Raw genomic sequence first — 21,973 nt, forward strand, 5'->3', positions numbered from 1 at the left:
TATCTATCTTGATTGTAAGCGATCCGCATATGTTTGTGAAGGATAATTGCAAAGAATTAAATGTACCCCATAATAGCCGACAGTTGAATCTGGATAACAGTTCCATCATAATAGGAAACATAGAATAAAGGGAATGAGGGATTACATGGTATCAGATAAAAGTATTATATTTTTCGATATTGATGGGACACTGCTGACGGAAGAAGAACGGACACTGCCGGAATCTACAAAAAAGGCTGTTTTCAAATTAAAAGAACTTGGTCATGAGGTTGCCATTTCAACAGGCCGGGCAAAATTTTTATTTGAAGACGTACGTAAAGAGTTAGAGATTGATACTTACATATGCTACAACGGACAATATGTTGTATTTCGCGGGGAAGTTATTTATGCAAACAAAATAAATCCGCAAGTCCTGGATGAATTGACAGCATTTGCTTTAAATAACAATCACCCGGTTGTTTATATGAATGATAAAAAGATGACAACAAATGTCCCGACGGATCACCCATATATAGAAGAAAGTATTTCAACACTGAAAGTAGACGCTTATCCGGTACAGGAGCAGAATTCTACTGAGCACAGCGATATCTATCAGAGTCTTCTCTTTAACACGGAGGGAGAGGAGAAAATTTATCAGGAAAGATTTACAGATTTAGATTTTGTCCGCTGGCATCCTAAATCTTCAGACGTACTTCCAAAAGGAGTCTCTAAAGCAGTTGGTATTAAAAAATTGCTTGAATATCTTGATTTTCCGCCAGAAAGGCAATACGCATTCGGCGACGGTTTAAATGATATCGAAATGCTGAAATTGGTTCCTAACAGCGTTGCTATGGGAAATGCCCTGCCAGAAGTAAAAGAAGCAGCGGCATATGTTACGAAGGATGTAAGTGATGATGGTATTTCACACGGATTGCAGCTGCTTGGACTGCTGCCGGAAGAGTAATAATTCATTAACTGCTACATATCAAGTGAAGCTTCTGCGGCCAAATGAAGTTTCACTTGATATATTTCTTACTAATTCTATAAAAAGATGGCATCTTTTTTTAATATTCCAAAATAAACAAGATCCATATACTCATCCTCTTTTTTAATATGTTGTTTGAGAACGCCTTCTTTGTGCATGCCAATCTTCTCCATAATTCTGCCGGAAGCCGGGTTTACATGAAAATATCTTGCAAAAACTTTATGATACCCTTTTTCTCTGAAGGCAAATCGAAGGATCGCCTCTGCCGCTTCTGTAGCATAACCATTTCCCCAATGCTCTTCCCCAATCCAATAAGCTAATTCTCCATTATCAAATTGTGGGTGATTGGATAGTGCTATAGAGCCGTATAATTCTCCAGTACTCTTATCTATAATAGCAAATTCAAAATGCTTATTTTCATTAAAATGAACAAGATGGTTTTTTATCCATGCCAGAGCATCGTCTACAGAATACGGGTAAGGCAGGTTAAGGGTATTTTTATAAAGACGATAATTATTACATAGTTTAGCAACTTCTTCCGCATCTGATTCCTGGAAAAGACGCAAAAGAAGTCTATCCGTTTCTATTGTTTTTGCTTTTTCACGATAGCTATAACTCATGATGATTCCCCCCCTCTAATTTAATCAATTTCTTATAGCTTAACATATGTTTCTATTTTTCTATAAAAAAGCGTTTATTAGCTCTCTACCCTAACATATTTTTTTCCGTTATAGAATATCCTCTTATTACTGTGAAAACTTTCCTAAAAGGAGGATATGAAATGACAGACCATAACGATAGAGAAACAGACAGCAATAAAAAAATAAAACAACTGGAGAGCTTTTATAGAGAAAATCAAGGAAAACCAATGACTACAGATGAATCAGTTAAAATTTCAGATGATGAAAATACATTAAGTGCCGGAGATCGCGGACCGCAGTTATTAGAGGATTTTATCTACCGGGAAAAACTCTCTCACTTTGACCGGGAACGCATTCCGGAAAGAAATGTCCATGCCCGAGGATATGGAGCGCATGGGATATTTGAATGCTACGAATCACAATCTGATCTAACTGCTGCCCATTTCCTGCAGGAAGCCGGCAGAAAAACCCCCGTATTCGTTCGCTTTTCTCAGGTTGCCGGCTCCAAAGGGGCAAATGAGACCTTACGTGATGTACGCGGCTTCGCTACAAAATTCTATACAAAGGAAGGGAACTTTGACTTAGTTGGCAATAATATTCCTATTTTTTTTATTCAGGACGGGATTAAATTTCCTGATTTGATTCATGCTTTAAAACCTGAGCCCAATAACGAGATTCCTCAAGGGCAGACAGCACATGACACATTTTGGGATTTTATAGGAAGTAATGAAGAATCTGCGGCAATGATGATGTGGATTATGTCTGACCGTACCATTCCACGGAGCTTTCGCATGATTCAAGGCTTTGGTGTGCATACATTTCGCCTTGTTAACGAAAAAGGGGTATCTCATTTTTGTAAATTTCACTGGCGGCCAACTTTAGGTGTTCACTCTCTTATTTGGGATGAAGCACAGAAAATAGGCGGTGCTGATCCGGATTTTCATCGCAGAGATTTATGGGAGAATATCGAAAAAGGAAATTATCCCGAATATGAGCTTGGTATTCAAGTCATTCGAGAAGATCAGGAATTTGATTTTGACTTCGATATTCTGGACGCTACCAAGCTTTGGCCGGAGGAGCTTATTCCTCTTCAAAAAATAGGGAAAATGACCTTAAATAAAAATGTCGAGAATGTTTTTGCAGAGACTGAACAGGTTGCACTTCATCCTGGGAATGTTATCCGCGGGATCGATTTCACCAATGATCCGCTTTTGCAAGGCAGGCTGTTCTCCTATGCAGATACACAATTCTACCGTGTCGGCACAAATTTCAAGCAAATCCCGATTAATCGACCTATTCACACAGCGCATAATAATCACCGCGACGGAGCAGCGCGTTATGTGATTGATAAAGGGCAGGTTACTTATCATCGAAACTATCTGGCTGACAATACACCTTATCCTGTTCCCGGCGATAAAGGTGGCTTTGTCACCTATCCTTCTCTTGTGGAAGGGAAAAAAATTCGTCAAACCGCCCCCAGTTTTAAAGATCACTTTTCACAAGCAAAGCTTTTTTGGAACAGCATGAGTGATGTGGAAAAGAGCCATATCCTGCAGGCTTTCAGCTTTGAGCTTGGAAAAGTAAAGACACCGGAAGTACGTGAACGTGTGATTCGCATGATTGCCCATATTAGCAGACCATTGGCTGTTTCTGTTGCTGAGCAGGTTGGCGTACCTGCACCGCCCGGAGATATTCAGGAATCCGATGTCACTGCTTCTTCCCCAGCGTTAAGTATGCAAAACACAGTTTTTACTGCGAATACCTTAAAGGTAGGCGTGATTATTGATGAAAAATATGACAGCAATGCTTTACAGAATGCAATGACATCGTGGGAAAAAGCTGGGCTGGAGCCTGTTTTTGTCAGCAGGAAGCTCGGGACATTAGAAGGAACCGGTGGAGATACAATTACCGTTGATGAAACATTTTTAACCGGGTCGCCTCTTCTGTACGATGGTTTATTTGTTATTGGCGGCCCCTACGCTACAAGAGATTTTCATTTTATGACAAATCAATTTATTGTGGATCAGTTTAATCATTATAAGCCAATTGGCGGCATAGATGAAGGAGCTGAATGGATTAAAGAAATCCACCTGCAGGATCGCCCTGGTGTTTTGATAAGTAAATCTCCAAACGAAGCATTCTATAAAGCCTTTGTTCATGCGATGGCAAAGCAGCGGTTTTGGGATAGGTAAGAAATTAGAAATGCTCTGCACTGGAAAACCTCCTGTACAGAGCATTCTTATTTATTAATAGTCGTCTGGATTAGAACCGGAACGGCTATTTTCATTTAGCGCATCAATCTGCTTCATCTCTTCTTCGGTTAATGAAAAATCAAAAATAGCTGCATTCTCGATAATCCGCTCCGGTGTTACTGATTTAGGAATGGTAACCACATGATGCTGTATATCCCAGCGCAGAATAATCTGTGCTGCATTTTTCCCGTACTTCTCACCAATAGAAACAAGCGTTGGATGATCCAATAGCTGACCCCGTTTTAAAGGTGACCAGGCTTCCAGCTGAATTCCCTGCTTTTCACAAAATACACGCAAGGCTTCCTGTGTTAAATGTGGATGGAACTCAACCTGATTAATTGCCGGTACAACCTCAGCTTCTGATAATAGCCGCTCTAAATGCGGAACGTGAAAATTACTCACACCAACAGCACGGACACGCCCATCGAGATACAGCCTTTCTAGTGCCTTCCATGTATCCATAAAAGTTTCTTTTACAGGCCAATGAATCAGGTATAAATCTAAGTAATCTGTATCTAATTTTTCAAGACTTCTTTCAAATGCTTCTAACGTAGATCCATAGCCTTGCTCGCTATTCCAAACCTTGGAGGTCAGAAAGATATCCTTTCTCGGTATGCTTGACTTCTTGATTCCTTGCCCGACACTCATCTCATTTTGATAAAAGGAAGCTGTATCAATACTGCGATAACCATGCTCCAGCGCAATCTTCACGGCATCCACTGCTATTTGACCTTCTTCCACCTTATAGACACCTAACCCAAATTTCGGCATTTCTATCCCATTATTCAATGTTAATGTACTCTGCAAATGTTCACTCATATCTGACAGCCTTCCCTTCTTTTCTACCATCATATAATAATGAACGGAGGAAATGAAAGTGAAACGAATGTGTAGATAGACCTTGATAGAATGCCACTTTTCATAAACGCAGATGTAAGATGGATTAGTTCACATGATATATATAAACACCATCAACGAGTTCACATGTACACTCTCCAGCAAGGCGTAAATATTCTAAATGGGCTATTGTTTCCCCAACTGCGAACCTGGTATCATGAACAGCCAGTTTTTTCGGAAAAAGCTTTTCCATCGTTTCATAGACAGTAAGCCCGGTTCGCAGCATTTCCTTCAGGCTGATTAAACGCTCCTTATGATGCTCCTCTATTTCTGAAATTCGCTTTGATGCATTCTGAAATGGATCGCCATGAGACGGGATAACCCATTCGACATCCAGTTTCTTTATCTTCTTCAAAGAATGAAAATAATTTTCTAACGGGTTCGGATCACCATGGAACCAGTAAGAAATATTCGGTGTGATTTTCGGAAGAATATGATCCGTTGACAGCAGCACATTATTTTCCTCATTATAAAAAGTCACTAAACCATCTGAATGACCCGGTGTCTGTATAATCTCATATGCATACTTTCCAAATTGAATCGTATCACCTTCTTTTAATAGCCTTTGTACCTTGGGATAAGGTGTGACCAGTGCTGCAAATCCTGAGGTATTCTCCGTCAAAGCCGTGCTTATTTCATTTGGAATGCCTGCTCGGGCATAGTTTGACCGTAAATTTTCTAAAAAGGGCTGCTCCCAAGCCTGGAGGGCTGCATATAAATCCATTTCCGGCATCCAAACCTGGGCATTTGTTTTTTCCTGCAGCTTTCCTGCATAGCCAAAATGGTCTGGATGATAGTGTGACACAATAATATCCGTAACCTGCTTTCCTGTTAATTCTTTATCCCAGCGTTTCTCCGTCTCCTGATTATGCAGGCCTGTATCTAGAATTTTATAACCATTGGTGTCCTCTGCTATAAAGCAATTCACATGATTTAGCCGGAAAGGCAAGTCTAATCTGATCCGTTTGATTCCTAATTTATCTAACATAGGCACCACTTCTTTCTTAGAAATCGGCTATTATTTCCCTTTAAAATCTGGCCTTCTCTTTTCAAAAAATGCCTGAATACCTTCTTTATTGTCTTCTGATTGCAGCAATAAGGTCTGGACAGCTGTTTCTTGCAAGTCATTTGTACCGCTGCTCCATTCATCCGCATGATTGACCATATGTTTGACAAATTTATTGGCAAGCGGCGGCCCACTGACAATGAAGCTGGCATAATTTATTGCTGCTTCCACGACATCTTCTTCCGTTACTAGATTAACGATACCGCGCTGATATGCTTCCTCTGCTGAGACAGGTCTTCCAGATGAGATCCATTCCTTTGCTACTGCACCTGGCAGGTTATCTGTCAGTTTCTTTAATAAGCCCAAATCTGGAATAATGCCCACATTGGTAAAGCTGCATACAAAGGCAGCATCCTTTTTTGCCACTACAAAGTCTGCAGCAACAGCAATACTGAAGCCTGCTCCAGCTGCAAAACCATGAACTGCGCTGATAACATATTTATCAAGTTCCCGGATCGTTTGAATAATATCTAATGCCTGTTTCATATATTCCATTATCCTGGCGCTATTATCCAGTGTGTGAAGCACTTCTAAATCGCCTCCAGCTGAAAATATTTTTCCTTCTCCACTGATAATAACAGTTCTCACATCAGCGTCTTTTTCAGCGTCCTTCAAAGCTTCCACAAAGCCATTCGCCATTTCAACCGACAGCGCATTTCTTTTTTCCGGCCGGTTCATTGTTATAAAAGCAATAGCATTTTTCTTTTCATATTTTACTGCACCTGTCATCCTCTTCTCTCCCGTCTGTTCTCCATATCATGTCAGCTGGTGTACATTTTTAGCTTGATTATATGCCTTCCTCAATTCATTTACTGCTTCCTGTATAGTCTGTCTTTTCGTTGTTCCGCCAACCCCTTGACCAGCACCCCAAATATCCTTCCAGGCTTTGGCAGATGCGTCAGAGAGCTTTTTAAGATCAAGCCCGGCTTTTTTTGGTAGGTTTTCTGGATCGAGGCCAGCCTTGATAATGCTTGGAATCAAGTAATTAGCAGGTATTCCGCTAAAAGCAGGCGTATAGATAATATCAGCAGCTGCAGATTGAATGATAGATTCCTGATATGCTTCACTTGCTCCACTTTCCTCTGTGGCAATAAAATGCGTGCCAATATAAGCAAAATCAGCCCCTAACAATTCCGCTGCCAATATCTGTTCTCCTTTTGTCATCGCACCTGCTAACGCAACCGGTCCATCAAAAAAGCGGCGTACTTCATCAATAAAAGCAAATGGGTTTAACGTTCCTGCATGTCCCCCGGCTCCGTTTGCTACTAAAATAAGACCGTCACTCCCCTTTTCCAATGCTTTTTTAGCAAACTTTATATCCACGACATCGGACAGAACAAGTCCACCATAGCTATGAACCACCTTTATAACCGGAGATGGGTCCCCTAATGATGTAATAACAATCGGCGGCTGGTGCTTCTCTATTAATTCTAAGTCCTCATAAAAACGTTTATTCGAGGAATGACTGATGAAATTCACTCCCCATGGAGCGATTTTTGCATTTGGATTTGCTTGCTCCTTTTCTTGTAATCTCTCATTAATTTCTGTCATCCAGCTATCCAAAACCTCTTTGGTACGAGCATTAAGAGCCGGAAATGTGCCAATAATTCCTGCTTCACATGCACTTACAACCATGTTAGGGGTAGAAATTAAAAACATGGGAGCCATTATCACAGGCAGATTCATTCTTCTCCTTATTTCTGTCAGCTGCATTAGAACCTCTCCTTTTTAGAAAATACGACAGCGCCCATATCTTTCTTACCTTTAAATTAGTAGAAGCTGAATGGACGCCTTCCATCAAAAAATACTTTTTGAACATCCTCTGTATGATTGATCGCTGCTGTTAAATCTAATTGTTACATCCTAATTAAAATTCCTCCTAACCCCCGGTAACCGTTCAATAATCGTTCCATTGGCCATCCCCATCCCTTCACACATCGTTTGCAGTCCAAAGCGCGCTTCCAGACGCTCCATGGTATGCATCATCGTTACCATCAATCTGGCTCCACTTGCACCTAAAGGATGCCCCAGGGCAATAGCTCCTCCATCCAAATTGACTTTTTCTTCAGCAGCCCCGATCTCCTTCATCCACATCAACGGAATCGATGCAAAGGCTTCATTGACTTCAAAAACATCCATATCCTTCATTGCTAACCCAGCTTTTTTCAAAACCTGCCTGGTAGCTTCTATCGGACCTGTTAACATCTCTACAGGATCAGAACCAATCACACTGCGTGCTAAAATCCGAAAGCGCGGGACAAGTTCCAGCTCTTTGGCTTTATCCTCAGCCATAATCAGAAGTGCTGCCGCCCCATCGCTCATCTGACTGGCATTTCCTGCTGTAATTCCACTATCCCTGGTAAATAAATCAGGTAATGCAGCAAGCTTCTCCATTGATGTATCTTTTCTTGGTCCTTCATCTTGACAAAATTGAGCCGTTGTTCCATCAGCACGCTTAACGGAAATTGGCATCATTTGTTGACGGAAATAGCCTTTTTCTTGCGCTCTTCTTGCACGCTGATGACTTTTGAATGAATAGTCATTCATTTCATCGCGAGAAATATCCCATTTTTTTGCAATATGAGCTGCTGCTATACCTTGATGCACCATATCATATTTGTCCCGCAAAGCCCTATTCCATTTTACTCCCAGATGATTCGATCCCATCGGTACCCGGGACATACTCTCCACACCAGCTGCAACAACGATATCCATATCACCGCTAATGATTGCCTGCGCAGCAAAATGAATGGCCTGCTGACTCGATCCGCATTGACGGTCAATGGTCGTTCCCGGCACAGTGACCGGATACCCCGCAATAAGTGCTGCCTGCCTTGCAATGTTAACTGCCTGCTCTCCAGTTTGCGTCACACACCCCATAATAACATCGTCAATCAGCGCTGCATCTAAATTGGTCCGGCGTATTAATTCCTGTAAAGGGGCTGCCGCCAGCTCTTCCGCCCTTATCTCACTCAGAAAACCATTCCGTTTTCCAATCGGTGTACGTACTGCCTCAACAATCACAGCATTCCGCATAATGATCCTCCTTTTTGTTTTGAAAGGGTATAAATCTGTTATTATTAAAAGTTCAATTATCCCTGAAAACATACAGGATTTTTTCATTTCTATAATAAGAAATTTATCGATTCTATCCATTATTCCTAATAAAGCAAACGCTTTCACAATTAATTTTATGTTCTTCAAAATGGAATGTCAAGCAGGAAATAAATGTTCAATTATGAAGAAAAACCCTTTTACAGCATACCAAAATTCGTATTTTCACAAGAACCTGCAAAAGCCTCTTTTTCCTTGTAAAAATGCGTATGTAAAAAAGTAATAACGATTTTCGCCGGGACTGGTACTGGGACTACATTTACTCGTCCCCCGAAGACGATTGCGACTACCAGCCCCAGCGTAAAGAACAGTGCATCGTCCTTTCCAGTGCATGAAGCTTTATTTGATCTTCACTGTAAATAATTTTCTGTCATGTGATAAAATTACCCCGCCACATACGCCATTATCTGAATATATGTCATCACCAGAATATATAGCACAGCAGCAAATACACCATTAAACTGAAAACCATTTTTAAAGCCGCTTAAACCGTTCGAATCACTTAATACAATAATTGGCATAATCAAAGGAGATAATAAAATCGATATGGAGCTTCCTAATGTCACTGCAAGAACAATTAACTCGGGCGGGTATGGCAGATGAATCGTTTGCAGAATACCAGCCACCAATACCATCACTGTCAATGGACCAAGACCGGCAAAGCCTAATATAATCACCATAAATGGCAGTAAATATAATAAATTGATAAATGGAGCAATTGCTTCCAGCGCATAGAGACTATTCACAACCCAATTGGCAAAGCCTGTTTTAGTCAATCCAGCAATCAGCAAACCGGCGCCGATCATAACACAAAGCTGATAAGATTTGCTTGCCATCTCCTCTTTTATATACAACGCTGCAATATGTGTTAATTTATAGAGACGTTTTTTCACAATATAATAGCTAAGTATCCACACGAAGATGGTTAATGGTATCAGGATAAGCAATTCCATGTCAATGAATGCACTCAGAATAAAAATGGAACCAAAAAGCGAGATAAATAAGATGATAAACTCACGGACAATTCGCTTTGTCTCCCGTTTATTTCTTGTATGCTGCATAATCTCATCAATCTCATGCTGCAGACCTCTCGTAAAATTAACATGATACTTTCGATTCTCTACGGGAAAGAACAGAATAGCTGCGATTGTCCCCATCACAGCTACCCCTAAGCCCTGCACAATTGCCTTCCATAAGGAAGCATCCATGACTTCTACCACATAGGCAAAGCTCGGGATACTCACAACCCAAAGAACAGACAATGCAAAGCCGCGCAGTATTGCTGTGCCTTTATATCTCTCCCAAGCCTCTCCTTTCTCATCCTTTAGAATCATCGTTACAAATTGATACAGCATTGGAATTGCACCAAATAGCAGGAAATAAGCGATAATCTGTGTGAAAGAAACCATACCAAAGTAAAACTTCTTACTCGTATCCACAAAATCATGTGCGTAGCTGATGGCAGATTCTAAAAATGCTTCCTCCCGTAAAACCCAACTGACCATAGGTATCACTACTAATAGCCCAACCATGTTCCGCATTTGTAAAAGACCTTCACGCATTCCCGCAAAAAATGACGTATCAACAGAAAGAAAAATAATTACACCCGTTAAAAACAAACCAAGAGGCATCTTTAAATGCAGCGGGCCATAATAAAATGTACCAAATAGAATAATTCCAAATCCAAAGAATATCAGCACCATCAAAAGCAGATCAGCCGGGAAAAAATACGTAATGAAATGTATGATTGTAAAACCGATGATACAGGTAACTAATGCCGGGCTGATGAATTGTTTACTCATAATTTACTACTCCTATTTAATTTTGTTATCTATACTTTGCCATCTCAAATGATTGGCATAAGCCCTTACGGAAGATTGTTCCTTCTAAAGGAAGCTTTATTGCCGCAAAGCTGTCCGCAGCATTTTAAAATAACGCTGCTGTGCCAGATAATCCGCCTGTGCCTTTTCCAAAGAAACAGATAGAAACTGCACCTCTGATCCCATTCTTTTTTGCACAAGCTGAGGAATATCTGTTGTGATAACCGTAGCAATCCGGGCGTATCCTCCCGTTGTTTGTCGATCAGATAAGAGCACAATCGGCTGTCCATTTGCCGGAACCTGAATCGTACCCGGAAGCACAGCATCTGATATAATATCAGCTTTCTCCACATGAGGCAATGCCTTTCCTGCTAAACGGTAGCCCATACGATTGGATTGTTCTGTAATACGGTAGCTCTCCTGACAAAATTGCTGATAAGCTTCGTTGGAGAAAGCTGATAAATCCGGCCCGGCAATAATTCGGATGGGACGGTGCTGTTCATAATTGGGTATATCTATCTTTTTCAAATATTTTCCTGCCCGAATAGAAGACGTGTCCATATCCTTAGCAGATAGCCTGTCTCCTTTTTGCAATACCCTGCCTTCGAAACCGCCAATGCCTGCTTGTACATAAGTTGACTTACTTCCCATTACTTCCTCTGTAACGAAACCGCCGCTGACTGCAAGATAAGCATATGTTCCATGAACCGGTTTGCCGAATGACATAATCTGCCCTGCATAAACGCGGTAAGACTTCCATGGATAGATGGGATTTCCGTCAATTGCTGCAGATAAGTCGGCACCGCCAATAGCAATGACTGTATCTCGCAAAATTTTTAACTGTGAACCCATCAGGATCATCTCCAGGGTTGCTTCTTCTTCTGCATTGCCTACAAGCAGATTAGCGATACGATGTGCAAAGGCATCCATTGCTCCTGATGTCGGTATACCATATTTTTGATACCCGACCCTCCCCAAATCTTGCATACTTGTGGCCAATCCAGGCTTCATAACTTCTAAGATTTCTTTCAACTTGGATCACCTGCCGCACGTATCTGAATATATTGATTTGTTAATTCTTGAGCCAGCTTTTCTACAAAAACAGCCGCCTGTGCCCCATCTCCATGGACACAAACCGTATCAGCCTGTATAGCTACATCCATCCCATCTGCTGCCTCCACTTTCTTTTCCTTCACCATTCGAATAACCCGGCGAATACTTGTATCGACATCATGAATCAATGCATTTGGTGCAGTTCTTGGTGTTAACGTTCCATCAGACTGATAGGTTCTGTCTGCGAACACTTCTTCTGCCACGGAAAGCCCTCTTTTTCTTCCTTCTTTGACGAGCTCTGAATTGGCTAATCCAAATAAAATCATCCGTTTATCAATCTGATAGACGGCATCTGCAATTGCAGCCGCTAATGCTCTATCCTTTGCAGCCATGGTGTACAGTGCACCATGCGGTTTTACATGCCTTATTCGAGTTCCATAAATTGTTGCAAAACTGCTTATTGCACCAATCTGATAAACGACTAAATTAAAAACTTCTTCCGGTGTTACCTGTATCATACGCCGGCCAAACCCCTGCAAATCTAAAAATCCGGGATGTGCCCCAACAGCAACATTGTTTTTCACAGCTTTTTCAACCGTTTTCCGTATCACATTATGATCACCTGCATGATAGCCACAGGCGATATTAGCAGAGGTAATCCATTTCATTACCATATCATCCTGTCCAATGCGGTATGCGCCAAAGCTTTCTCCTAAATCACAATTCAAATCTACGTGTAAACTCATAATGGATTATCTCCCTTCTTTTAGCCTATCTCCGGCTGATAGTCTCCATTTTGCACCGCTTCCTCTATTTCATAATAAGCTGCTGCATCAACTGCTTTGAATTGCAGCCTATCTCCAGCACGAATTAACATTTTTTGTTCCTTTTTAGCACCATAAAGAGGCACGGGAGTCTTTCCGATAATTCGCCAGCCTCCAGGTGCATCCAGCGGATAAATCCCCGTCTGCTTATCAGCAATCCCCACTGCTCCCTGCTTGACCATTTTTCTCGGGTTCTCCAGCCTTGGTATATACAGCTTTTCAGACAAACCGCCTAAGTATGGGAACCCAGGCATAAATCCCATCATATAAACATGATAGACCGGCTTCGTATGAAGGCGGATAATCTCTTGAGCAGAAAGGTTTAAATAGGCAGTAACCTCCTCCATATCTAAAGCAAACTCTCCATCATAGCATACTGGAATCGTTATTTTTCTAGTAACGGGAGGCTCTGTTTCCGCCAGCATTTTTTGTAAATGAATAAGCTTTTTTTCAAGTGCTGCAAACGTAATTTCACTTGGATTATAATAAATCGTGATAGTGGTGTACGCTGGAATCCACTCCCAAACTCCCTCGATCGGATATTTCTCTAACAGGCTTCCAAAGCGATGAACCTTTTCATTTATCTGCCTGTCAATGGTATTACCAAATTGGATACGCACACCTCGGTCGCCATATGTTTGAACGGAATACATTAGTCATCACCCATCTTTTTCATTTCTGAACTTTCTGTAATTCTATTGTACACCTATTTTTTTGCAGAAACGAATGATTTGAGCTGAAAAAAAGCACATAAAAAAGACAGCTCCGACATTCAAAAATGAATATCAAGCCGTCTTTTGCATTATTTTTTGCAGATATAACAAGTTCGTTTGCCAGGCTTGCGCCGTTTGCAGCAGGATGATAAAGGAGGTTTGTTTTATAAAAACATTGTTACGATAGCACCATTCAGTAAATTAGCCAGGGTTGCCCCAATCAGCGCCTTCATCATGAGCTTCTGAATTTCATGCTTCCGCTGTGGTACTACGTTGGACAGCATTCCGACAATACTGCCGGCAGCACCAAAATTGGCGAATCCACTTAGCGCAAACGTTAAAATAGCAACCGTTCTATCTGAAAATGACTCCAGCATGGAAGAAAGCTGTGAAAATGCCACAAACTCGTTAAGCAGAAATTTTTGTGCCAATAAATTTCCAGCTTGTACAGCTTCATTCCACGGAATTCCTATAACGAAAGCAATTGGAGCAAATAAATAGCCCAAGATAAACTCCAATGAAAGATTTTCAAAACCGACCAGAGAGCCGCCCCAGCCCAGAATACCATTAATTAAAGCTAATAATCCGATAAACGCCATTAGCATTAAACCGACATTGATGGCAAACTGAAGCCCTTCACGGGAGCTTGTGAAAATAACGTCAATGATATTTGTCCTTTCGTTACCCGAATTCTTGGACTCCTGGGCAATTTTCCATTCATCTGGATTCAATTCATCTGTTTCAGGAATCATAAATTTAGCAATCATAATTCCTGCAGGAGCTGACATAATTGCTGCTGATAATAAATATTCTAATGGAATTCCCATAGCTGCTAAACTAATCATTACTGCTCCGGACACAGAAGCAAGTCCGCTGACCATTAAAGAAAATATTTGCGATCTCGTCATATTGGCTATGTATGGTTTAATAACGAGAGGAGCCTGCGTGTTCCCTACAAAAATATTTGCAGCTGCAACAGCAGATTCGGAATAGGAGGTCTTCATCATTTTTGAAATCAATCCGCCGATAAAACGGACAAAATACTGCATTATTCCAAAATGATATAAAAGGGCAATTAACACAGTTAAGAAGATAATCATGCCCAGCACATTTACTGCAAAGATGGCAATTTCTCCACTTCCTGCTAGCGGACCGAAAACAAATTTCAATCCTTCCTGACCATAATTAATAATATCGTTAATTGCATTGGAAATAGCTACAAGCGCCCTTTTTCCAAAATCCCATTGTAAAACAAGATATCCAAAGATAACTTGAAGAATAAAGCCTATGGTGACAGTATATATATTAATACTTTTTTTCTTTTCAGATAATAAAAATGAGATAAGAATAATAACACTACAGCCTGCTAAGCCCCATAAAATATTCACAAATACACCTCTTTGTAGTTTGTTAGATAAGATAATTTAACTTTCTTAAACAATAGAGATTAACTCTCATTTCTTATACCTGAAATGAGAGTTAATCTTCCCCTGCCAGCTTTATTTATTTTACAACTGTAAAATTTGATACACTGCGATAAATTCCTTTTTCATAACTTACATTTGATGAATAACTTCTTCAATAAGCTGGACAAATTTACTGCGTGATTGTGCAGCAACCTCAATCACTTCATCATGGCTTAACGGCTGATCTAGGATGCCACACGCCATATTTGTTAAACAGGAGACTCCAAGTACTTTTAAGCCGCCATGTACAGCAACGATTGCCTCAGGTACAGTAGACATTCCGACTGCATCGCCTCCCAGCACCCGAATCATACGAATTTCTGCCGGTGTCTCATAAACTGGACCGCTCCACCAGCTGTATACACCTTCCCGTAAAGTAATATCATTTTCTTTTGCGATGCTTTTTGCCAGATCACGAAGCTCACGATTATATACTTCTGAAGCATCCGGGAAACGTGTTCCCAAATCATCATTATTTGGTCCAATTAATGGATTGGTTCCAGTCAGGTTAATGTGATCTGTAATCAGCATTAAATCTCCCGGGTTGAAATCCGTATTTATCGCACCACAGGCATTGGTAATAATCAGTTTATCTGCACCCAGCGCCTGGATAACACGTACCGGAAAAGTTACTTCATCTAATGAATATCCTTCATAGTAATGGTAACGCCCCTTCATCGCTACAATACGTTTTCCTTTTAACGTACCGATAACAAGCTGGTTGGCATGTCCAACAGCTGCTGATTTTGAAAAATAAGGAATTTCTTCATACGGAATCACAACGGCATCCTCTAATTCGTCTGCCAAGCCGCCTAATCCAGAACCAAGAATCAAGCCTATTTCTGGAACTAATCCTGTTTTACCTTGAATAAATTCACGTGCTTCTTTAATTTGATGTGTCTGATGCATTTAAAAGCTCCTCCTTAAAATGTATTGTGCAACAGCTCTGCAGTATTTATTTCTGCGGTAACAGCTGCTTGAAAATAAACGGCAGCATCTCTGCAACGGTACGCAATGATGCAGCATGTTTATTTGCCAAGGCTGTTACCAGGGCTCCCTGAATCATTGTATTTATCACCGTCCCCAGCTTTTCAGCTGCCGCTGTTTCATATCCGTTTGCCTGGAGTTTTTTCATAAATTCCTGAGACCATGCTTCAAAAGCTTTCTCACAAGATCTCCGCAGTTTTTCACTCGTCGAAGCAGTTTCTAAAATAAGCGCAGAAATCGGCACTCCGACAAAATAACGATTTTCTTCAAAACGATCTGCACTGTCTAACACAAATGCTTGTATTGCTATCAATGCGTCATCATGCTTAGCAAGCTCCTCCTGAATAAAAGACCTGACAACTTCTTTTGTCCATATAACTGCCTCCAAAGCAATTTGTTCCTTTCCCTTAGGAAAATGATAATAGATAGAACCACGTGGTGCTCCGCTCTGCTCTATAATCTCTTTCAGCCCTGTACCTACATAGCCTTTTTCTTGTATTAACAAGGCAGTTGCTCGAATGATGTCATCTTTTGTATTCTTTCTCATTGAACAGAAACATCTACCTTTTTAGAAAGTATTCGTCCTTCTTATACGATCATCTTAAAGCATTAAAGCTTATAAAAAATAAACCAATCGGTCTACATAATAATAGTAAGTGATTCATGTGGAGCTGTCAATTACATTTAAACGTTTACATCATGCAATTTTTTAAGTTCTTTTATTAGTAAAACAAAAGAAACCTTATTTTACAGAATATAAAAAACCAGACTATTTCATCTGGTTTTTATCGCTATTCTTTAAACTCCAGCATTTTATTTTTTAATTCCTCTTCCATGCTGATTAGCTCTTTTTCTGCCTCATTACGTTTTTTGCGTCCATCAGATTGAATCTGTAATGTTTCTTCAATCGTAGACATTAATTTCTCCTGTGTCTGCTTCAGCGTATCAATATCCACCAGACCACGTTCATTTTCTTTCGCTGTTTCCACTGTATTTTCTTTCAGCATATCCGCATTTTTTAATAATAAATCATTGGTTGTCTGTGATACCTGCTTTTGCGCTTCCATTGCATGTCGTTGTCTTAGCAAAGTTAAGGCTATGGCTACCTGGTTTTTCCATAAAGGAATAGCCGTTAAAACAGATGATTGAATTTTTTCAACCAGTGCCTGATTCGTATTTTGAATAAGACGGATTTGCGGAGCACTTTGCATCGTTATTTGCCGGCTTAACCGGAGATCATGCGTCCGCTTTTCAAGCCGGTCCACAAATTGAAGCATATCATTTACTTCCTGGACATCCATCTGACTCCCGCTTGCTTCGGCTTTTTGGCGAAGCTGCGGGATAATTTCGTTATTAATTTCCTCCGCCTTCAATTCCCCGGCTGCAATGTAAATATTCAACGCATCGTAGTAATCCCGGTTTGTTGAAAATAATTTATCGAGCATTTGGTTATCTGACAATAGTAAGTCTTTATTACGATCCAGTCGTACACTGATACGGTCAATCTGTGAGCTCGTCTTTTGATAACGTGATAAAACCTCATTGACTGATTTCGACAGTTTTCCAAACAGACGGGATAAAAATCCAGTTTTTTCTTCCTGTAATTCAGACGGATCGATGTCCTCGAGCTTTTTCATCAGCTCTGTTAGAATTGAGCCAATTTGGCTGACATCCTGTTTTTGAACATGCTCTAACATCTCATGGGAAAATTGATGCAGCTTAGCTTGCGCTTCCACACCATATTTCACTAAAGACTGTTGATTGTTTGTATCAATCTGCATCGCTAATTGCTCTGCTTTTTTACGGTGCTCACCAGGAAGCCTGTCAACGAGCTTAGGCGCTCCCGTACTCTCTATATCCTGTTTTGAAGTATCCGCAGAAACCCCTGTTCTCTCACCAAATGGATCGTTTAATAAATCATTTATAGAATCATTAGAATGGTCTTTTGCAGTCATATAGAATCCTCCTTATTTTTTAGAGCGGCGCAGCGTCTGCTTTGCTACATCCAGTTCAAAGTCTAACGTTTCTAAATCATCCCGCAGCATTATTTGCAGATCTTTTTTTATCGTCCGGCTAAAGGCATTCAGAGTCTGTCTGGTCTCCTTCAACGATTTTTGCATCTCAATCGATGGAGAGGGCTGACTGGAAAGATAAGCGTAACGCTCTGATAATTCTACAAGTGAGTCCAGATGATTATAGAAAAAACTTTCTGCCTGATAAAATCGTGCCGGCTCTCTTCTTGCATTGTTATATATTTTTTGTGCCGTCCTTACAATCGCTAAATTTTCTCTTGCATGCTGAAAAGATCTTACTTTGAACAGAGCTTTTTGCATGCGTGATATTTTGCCTCTTGCTTCTTTTAAGTTCGTATCAATAAATTTATATTCTTTTTTGGTCAATCCCTGACTTTTAACAAATCGATAATCCATAATCTGTTTTGCCGCCGCATAGGTCAATACACCGCCAATCGCAGCAAAAAGACTTGTTAACAATACCGTCTGTCCATATATAAAAAAGCTTATAAGCCATATAGCTGTCAGGCTGGCAGCCCCAACAAAGCTTTGCATTAAAAATTGCAATATCGCTCTCATATTCTCACCTCTATAATTAATCATTGTAAAGAAAACTTGGCAAGCCAAGCCTGAAAGGCACAGGATTGCCCTGGTTACGCTTATACTTTATTCCTTAAGTTCTCTATAATTTCTTAAAGTTCGTGTTTAAAAAGTTTGATAAAAAGGATCAAGAAGTTCAAGGTGACGCAGAAATTCGCCGGGTCACTTTTATTGGACTTTTTGAACATCCTCTTAAAGTGTAAAATAGCGTGTAATCCATTTTAAATGTGATTTTTTATTTCCTTACTCTTATTATACTATTACGAATGAGTGTTTTAAAAGTTTCAATTTCTTTTTATTCCGGTATAAAACAATTATTTCCATATATTTTTTCTATTTAAAATAGAAATCAGCATACAGAAACAGTTGTTCTCTTTCGTAAGATGATATAATAGCATAAAGACTTTAGTAAATTCACTTATTGGAGGGCAGTTTAATGAAACAAATTGGTATCGATGCTGGCGGTTCTTTACTAAAAATTGCATATGAGGAAGGCAGCAGACTCCGTTTAAAAACATATCCTTCCAATCAAATGGATCAGCTTATTCCATGGTTAAAGACGCTTGCTCCGGAAACAGCACTTCAAGTAACTGGCGGCAGAGCCGAGGCTTTAAAAAAATATCAGCCTTCCTTCTCTATCTTCAAGGAATTTGAATGTGTGATAGAAGGAACAAATTACTTATTAATGGAAGAAAACAAGCTGCCTGACGTGAATTATCTTTTAGTAAATATCGGTACAGGCACCTCTTTTTTTCATAAAAAAGAACGCTTATCCGGAACAGGAGTCGGGGGCGGTATGTTTACCGGACTGGGGGCAATTATTGCAAATACTGCTGATTACCATACCTTAGTAGATTTAGCCTCTAAAGGAGACCGGACAAAAAGTGATTTAATGGTTTCAGATATCTATCCATTCAGCAGTTCTCCTATTGATGCCTCCTTGACAGCAGCGAATTTTGGAAAGGATCAGCTCGATAATTCCATTTCGCCCGGAGACCAGCTGGCAGCTTTAACACAGCTGATTGGCGAAACAATCGTATTACTCGCCGTCGCAGCAGCAAAATCTATCGGAACAAAAGAAGTTGTTATGATCGGTGGCGCTTTATCTGGAAATTCCCTGTTAAAGAAAGTCATCGCTTCCTTTGAAAGCATGCTGGATTTTAACTTGACTTTTTTAGAAAAAGGCAGTCATGCTGGTGCAATAGGCGCATTATATTATAGAAAATAGAACAAACACAAAGGAGAATAGCGTTTTGAAAAGAATGATTTATGTTAGTTTAATAATGATATTTATCCTGGCAGGCTGTAACACAGAGCCAGGTGCCGCTGCTCAATCTGATGCAGCAGAAGGTGATTTCACAGCACATTTTATTGATGTTGGGCAGGGTGATTCTACCTTATTCATACTGGAGGAGGATGACGAAAAAACGGTTATTCTCTTTGACACGGGGGACTGGCAGGGTAATGAAGTGGTTCCTTATTTAGAAGCTCAGGGAATCACTGCCATTGATCTGATTATCATCAGTCATCCGGATGCCGATCATATTGGTCAGCTTTCCAATGTACTGGATCACTTTGCTGTCGATGAGGTTTGGATGTCTGGTAATGAAAGTACATCTAATACATATCAAACAGCGATGGAGAAAATTTTATCCAAGGGCATTGGGTATCATGAACCACGCACTGGAGAAGAATATGAATTGGGGCCAATCGAATTAGAAGTATTGTACCCTACAGATATATCCGGAAAAGCAAATGAAGAGTCAGTTAGCATTCGTTTAGCTTACGGTCAGGTTTCTTTTGTACTTACTGGAGATGCTGGCGTAAAGGAAGAAAAAGAGATGCTGGAGACTTTTTCCCTTAGAAGCACCTTTTTACATTTGGGACACCATGGATCTAAAACTTCAACCGATCCCGCCTTTTTAGACGCTGTTCAGCCGCAAATTGCGATATATAGTGCCGGTGAGGGAAATTCTTATGGCCATCCAAGCCCGGAGGTTATTACCTTATTAAATGATCAAAATATAGAGTGGTATGGAACAGACGTTGATGGCACAATTGTTGTAATAACAGATGGCGAAACCTATTCGATTGATACAGATCAGGAGCCTGTAAAAGACAGCTGTATTGATATCAATAGTGCTTCTAAAGAGGAATTAACGGAAATTATTCATATTGGCGACGAACGGGCAGAGCAAATTATAGATGAACGCCCATTTAATCATTTTGATGCACTTGAAGATATAAATGGCTTGGGCCCAAGCAGGCTTGCAGATATAAAATCAGAAGGTCTCGTTTGCAGCTTTTAAAGGAGTTGGATAGCAATGAAAGGAATCATCGACCGTTTCGAAGGAGATATAGCTGTTATTTTAATCGAAGCTGAAAATCGGGAAATCCACATACCAGCGAATAAGCTTCCTGAAGAATGTACAGTAAAATCAATGGTAAATATAAAAGCTTCAGAGGAAAATACACATTCAGAGGTTTCCCTTGACCCGGATAGTGATCATCAGAATAAGCAAAAATCAAACGACCTTCGCAAGGCTTTACTAAACCGGAAAAAAGGGAGTAAGCTGAAAAGGAGGAAATAGCTATGCTTGTGAATCAAGCTGGCATTAGGAGTGACAGCACAAACTTCTAGAGTTTGATCTATATGCTGGATGTGATTCTTCCTGAATAAAAAGAATCTATATAATATGTTCTTCATCTAAAAAAGCAGCACCCCTGTATAAAACAGGAGTACTGCTTTTTTCACACTTTAAGTATAAAGAATTTAAGGAATAAAGTACGACGGACACGATATCCAGGTATTTACATTGGTCACACGACGTGACTGTACTTAGTCGATGAAAGTGCAATGTTTTTTTCGGTAGGACGAATAATCGCAGCCCCAGTCCCAGCTAAGGTAAACCTGCGCCTTTTCAGGCTTGGTTTACCAAGCTTTCTTTATTAAACTGGAGATACCGTCTTCTCCTCCACCATCTCAAGAAATAACTCTAAAAACCTGGTATCATCTGTCAATTCCGGATGAAAAGCCGCTACGAGTAGATTATCTTCTCTCGCAGCCACTATTTTATTGTCATATGTCGCTAAAACTGCTACATTTTCACCAGCTGCTTCAATATATGGCGCACGTATAAATATTGCCGGATACGGCTCTTCCATTCCCTTAACAGTTAGATCTGCCTCAAAACTATCCTTTTGCCTGCCAAATCCATTTCTTTTAATTTGAATATCCATCAGCCCAAGCTTTGTTGATTCCTCTGCTTCAGCCTGATCTTTTCCAAGTAAAACAAGCCCTGCACAGGTTCCGAAAATCGGCTTTTGGGAGTGCGCAAATTGCTGAACAGCTTCGATAAGATTATTTTTCCGCATTAAACGCCAAATAGCTGTACTTTCTCCCCCTGGAATAATTAAAGCGTCTATCTCTTCCAGCATCTCTTTATTTTTTATCAGCACGGACTCATGACCCAGATGGTGTAAGTGATCAGCATGCTCTGCTATTGCACCCTGCATACCAAGAATCCCTATTCTATACTTTTGCTTACTCATTCTGCATACTCC

21 protein-coding genes are annotated in these 21,973 nt (G+C 40.3%); 5 read left to right on the forward strand and 16 right to left on the reverse strand.

What is annotated here, in order from left to right; genetic code table 11:
* Positions 1-145 precede the first annotated feature (145 nt).
* On the forward strand, positions 146-943 hold the full coding sequence (locus FLK20_RS04360; RefSeq protein ID WP_152655339.1) for a Cof-type HAD-IIB family hydrolase: 798 nt from the start codon (positions 146-148) through the stop codon (positions 941-943).
* Between the two features lie 77 nt (positions 944-1,020).
* Here the strand turns inward: FLK20_RS04360 and FLK20_RS04365 are convergent, their stop codons facing one another.
* Positions 1,021-1,584, reverse strand: coding sequence for a GNAT family N-acetyltransferase (locus tag FLK20_RS04365; protein ID WP_152655340.1), 564 nt, complete (start codon positions 1,582-1,584; stop codon positions 1,021-1,023).
* A 161-nt stretch (positions 1,585-1,745) separates the two neighbouring features.
* On the opposite strand from FLK20_RS04365, the gene FLK20_RS04370 reads away from it, so the two are divergent.
* Positions 1,746-3,797, forward strand: coding sequence for a catalase (locus tag FLK20_RS04370; RefSeq protein WP_152655341.1), 2,052 nt, complete (start codon positions 1,746-1,748; stop codon positions 3,795-3,797).
* 54 nt (positions 3,798-3,851) lie between these two features.
* Here the strand turns inward: FLK20_RS04370 and FLK20_RS04375 are convergent, their stop codons facing one another.
* The 14 genes from FLK20_RS04375 to FLK20_RS04440 all read right to left on the reverse strand — a co-directional run bounded on the left by FLK20_RS04375 (position 3,852) and on the right by FLK20_RS04440 (position 18,388).
* Positions 3,852-4,676: an aldo/keto reductase gene (locus FLK20_RS04375; protein WP_152655342.1), complete on the reverse strand. Its 825-nt coding sequence runs from the start codon at positions 4,674-4,676 to the stop codon at positions 3,852-3,854.
* A gap of 124 nt (positions 4,677-4,800) precedes the next feature.
* Positions 4,801-5,742, reverse strand: coding sequence for an MBL fold metallo-hydrolase (locus tag FLK20_RS04380; RefSeq protein WP_152655343.1), 942 nt, complete (start codon positions 5,740-5,742; stop codon positions 4,801-4,803).
* A gap of 30 nt (positions 5,743-5,772) precedes the next feature.
* A complete protein-coding gene (locus tag FLK20_RS04385; protein WP_152655344.1) occupies positions 5,773-6,549 on the reverse strand; it encodes an enoyl-CoA hydratase/isomerase family protein in 777 nt (258 codons plus the stop codon).
* Positions 6,550-6,576: 27 nt separating this feature from the next.
* Complete coding sequence (locus FLK20_RS04390) at positions 6,577-7,533, reverse strand: NAD(P)H-dependent flavin oxidoreductase (protein ID WP_152655345.1); 957 nt, start codon at positions 7,531-7,533, stop codon at positions 6,577-6,579.
* 150 nt (positions 7,534-7,683) lie between these two features.
* The gene (locus FLK20_RS04395) at positions 7,684-8,856 is read right to left on the reverse strand and encodes a thiolase family protein (RefSeq protein ID WP_152655346.1); all 1,173 of its coding nucleotides are present in this window, start codon (positions 8,854-8,856) and stop codon (positions 7,684-7,686) included.
* Positions 8,857-9,317: 461 nt separating this feature from the next.
* Positions 9,318-10,736, reverse strand: coding sequence for a hypothetical protein (locus FLK20_RS04400; protein WP_152655347.1), 1,419 nt, complete (start codon positions 10,734-10,736; stop codon positions 9,318-9,320).
* Positions 10,737-10,832: 96 nt separating this feature from the next.
* Positions 10,833-11,786: a 5-oxoprolinase subunit C family protein gene (locus tag FLK20_RS04405; RefSeq protein WP_152655348.1), complete on the reverse strand. Its 954-nt coding sequence runs from the start codon at positions 11,784-11,786 to the stop codon at positions 10,833-10,835.
* Positions 11,783-12,553 carry a LamB/YcsF family protein gene (locus tag FLK20_RS04410; protein ID WP_152655349.1) on the reverse strand — a complete coding sequence of 257 codons (771 nt, stop codon included), beginning with the start codon at positions 12,551-12,553 and terminating at the stop codon, positions 11,783-11,785. Before FLK20_RS04410 ends, FLK20_RS04405 begins: the two co-directional genes overlap by 4 nt.
* A gap of 20 nt (positions 12,554-12,573) precedes the next feature.
* Positions 12,574-13,284, reverse strand: a complete 711-nt coding sequence (gene pxpB, locus FLK20_RS04415) for a 5-oxoprolinase subunit PxpB (RefSeq protein WP_152655350.1) — start codon at positions 13,282-13,284, stop codon at positions 12,574-12,576.
* A 224-nt stretch (positions 13,285-13,508) separates the two neighbouring features.
* On the reverse strand, positions 13,509-14,732 hold the full coding sequence (locus FLK20_RS04420) for a NupC/NupG family nucleoside CNT transporter (RefSeq protein ID WP_152655351.1): 1,224 nt from the start codon (positions 14,730-14,732) through the stop codon (positions 13,509-13,511).
* Between the two features lie 168 nt (positions 14,733-14,900).
* The gene (locus FLK20_RS04425) at positions 14,901-15,719 is read right to left on the reverse strand and encodes a purine-nucleoside phosphorylase (RefSeq protein WP_152655352.1); all 819 of its coding nucleotides are present in this window, start codon (positions 15,717-15,719) and stop codon (positions 14,901-14,903) included.
* Positions 15,720-15,765: 46 nt separating this feature from the next.
* Positions 15,766-16,344: a TetR/AcrR family transcriptional regulator gene (locus FLK20_RS04430; protein WP_152655353.1), complete on the reverse strand. Its 579-nt coding sequence runs from the start codon at positions 16,342-16,344 to the stop codon at positions 15,766-15,768.
* A 244-nt stretch (positions 16,345-16,588) separates the two neighbouring features.
* Positions 16,589-17,752: a toxic anion resistance protein gene (locus FLK20_RS04435; protein WP_152655354.1), complete on the reverse strand. Its 1,164-nt coding sequence runs from the start codon at positions 17,750-17,752 to the stop codon at positions 16,589-16,591.
* Between the two features lie 12 nt (positions 17,753-17,764).
* A complete protein-coding gene (locus tag FLK20_RS04440; RefSeq protein ID WP_152655355.1) occupies positions 17,765-18,388 on the reverse strand; it encodes a 5-bromo-4-chloroindolyl phosphate hydrolysis family protein in 624 nt (207 codons plus the stop codon).
* A gap of 457 nt (positions 18,389-18,845) precedes the next feature.
* On the opposite strand from FLK20_RS04440, the gene coaW reads away from it, so the two are divergent.
* Genes coaW through FLK20_RS04455 form a run of 3 tightly spaced genes read left to right on the forward strand, consistent with a single transcriptional unit; the run spans position 18,846 to position 21,000 of the window.
* Complete coding sequence (coaW, locus tag FLK20_RS04445) at positions 18,846-19,637, forward strand: type II pantothenate kinase (protein WP_152655356.1); 792 nt, start codon at positions 18,846-18,848, stop codon at positions 19,635-19,637.
* A gap of 34 nt (positions 19,638-19,671) precedes the next feature.
* Positions 19,672-20,718 carry an MBL fold metallo-hydrolase gene (locus FLK20_RS04450; RefSeq protein ID WP_152655434.1) on the forward strand — a complete coding sequence of 349 codons (1,047 nt, stop codon included), beginning with the start codon at positions 19,672-19,674 and terminating at the stop codon, positions 20,716-20,718.
* 15 nt (positions 20,719-20,733) lie between these two features.
* Positions 20,734-21,000 carry a DUF3006 domain-containing protein gene (locus tag FLK20_RS04455; RefSeq protein ID WP_152655357.1) on the forward strand — a complete coding sequence of 89 codons (267 nt, stop codon included), beginning with the start codon at positions 20,734-20,736 and terminating at the stop codon, positions 20,998-21,000.
* 358 nt (positions 21,001-21,358) lie between these two features.
* Here FLK20_RS04455 and pdxT read toward each other — a convergent pair whose 3' ends face one another.
* Positions 21,359-21,961 carry a pyridoxal 5'-phosphate synthase glutaminase subunit PdxT gene (gene pdxT / locus FLK20_RS04460; protein ID WP_152655358.1) on the reverse strand — a complete coding sequence of 201 codons (603 nt, stop codon included), beginning with the start codon at positions 21,959-21,961 and terminating at the stop codon, positions 21,359-21,361.
* Between the last annotated feature and the right edge of the window lie 12 nt (positions 21,962-21,973).

It is taken from the genome of Oceanobacillus sp. CFH 90083 (assembly GCF_009389585.1).
GTDB lineage: Bacteria > Bacillota > Bacilli > Bacillales > Amphibacillaceae > Oceanobacillus.

Bases quoted from the DNA above. Each gene is read 5' to 3' on its own strand.
- FLK20_RS04360 (WP_152655339.1), top strand. From the start codon at position 146: ATGGTATCAGATAAAAGTATTATATTTTTCGATATTGATGGGACACTG.
- FLK20_RS04365 (WP_152655340.1), bottom strand. From the start codon at position 1,584: ATGAGTTATAGCTATCGTGAAAAAGCAAAAACAATAGAAACGGATAGA.
- FLK20_RS04370 (WP_152655341.1), top strand. From the start codon at position 1,746: ATGACAGACCATAACGATAGAGAAACAGACAGCAATAAAAAAATAAAA.
- FLK20_RS04375 (WP_152655342.1), bottom strand. From the start codon at position 4,676: ATGAGTGAACATTTGCAGAGTACATTAACATTGAATAATGGGATAGAA.
- FLK20_RS04380 (WP_152655343.1), bottom strand. From the start codon at position 5,742: ATGTTAGATAAATTAGGAATCAAACGGATCAGATTAGACTTGCCTTTC.
- FLK20_RS04385 (WP_152655344.1), bottom strand. From the start codon at position 6,549: ATGACAGGTGCAGTAAAATATGAAAAGAAAAATGCTATTGCTTTTATA.
- FLK20_RS04390 (WP_152655345.1), bottom strand. From the start codon at position 7,533: ATGCAGCTGACAGAAATAAGGAGAAGAATGAATCTGCCTGTGATAATG.
- FLK20_RS04395 (WP_152655346.1), bottom strand. From the start codon at position 8,856: ATGCGGAATGCTGTGATTGTTGAGGCAGTACGTACACCGATTGGAAAA.
- FLK20_RS04400 (WP_152655347.1), bottom strand. From the start codon at position 10,736: ATGAGTAAACAATTCATCAGCCCGGCATTAGTTACCTGTATCATCGGT.
- FLK20_RS04410 (WP_152655349.1), bottom strand. From the start codon at position 12,553: ATGAGTTTACACGTAGATTTGAATTGTGATTTAGGAGAAAGCTTTGGC.
- pxpB (WP_152655350.1), bottom strand. From the start codon at position 13,284: ATGTATTCCGTTCAAACATATGGCGACCGAGGTGTGCGTATCCAATTT.
- FLK20_RS04425 (WP_152655352.1), bottom strand. From the start codon at position 15,719: ATGCATCAGACACATCAAATTAAAGAAGCACGTGAATTTATTCAAGGT.
- FLK20_RS04430 (WP_152655353.1), bottom strand. From the start codon at position 16,344: ATGAGAAAGAATACAAAAGATGACATCATTCGAGCAACTGCCTTGTTA.
- FLK20_RS04435 (WP_152655354.1), bottom strand. From the start codon at position 17,752: ATGACTGCAAAAGACCATTCTAATGATTCTATAAATGATTTATTAAAC.
- FLK20_RS04440 (WP_152655355.1), bottom strand. From the start codon at position 18,388: ATGAGAGCGATATTGCAATTTTTAATGCAAAGCTTTGTTGGGGCTGCC.
- coaW (WP_152655356.1), top strand. From the start codon at position 18,846: ATGAAACAAATTGGTATCGATGCTGGCGGTTCTTTACTAAAAATTGCA.
- FLK20_RS04450 (WP_152655434.1), top strand. From the start codon at position 19,672: ATGATTTATGTTAGTTTAATAATGATATTTATCCTGGCAGGCTGTAAC.
- FLK20_RS04455 (WP_152655357.1), top strand. From the start codon at position 20,734: ATGAAAGGAATCATCGACCGTTTCGAAGGAGATATAGCTGTTATTTTA.
- pdxT (WP_152655358.1), bottom strand. From the start codon at position 21,961: ATGAGTAAGCAAAAGTATAGAATAGGGATTCTTGGTATGCAGGGTGCA.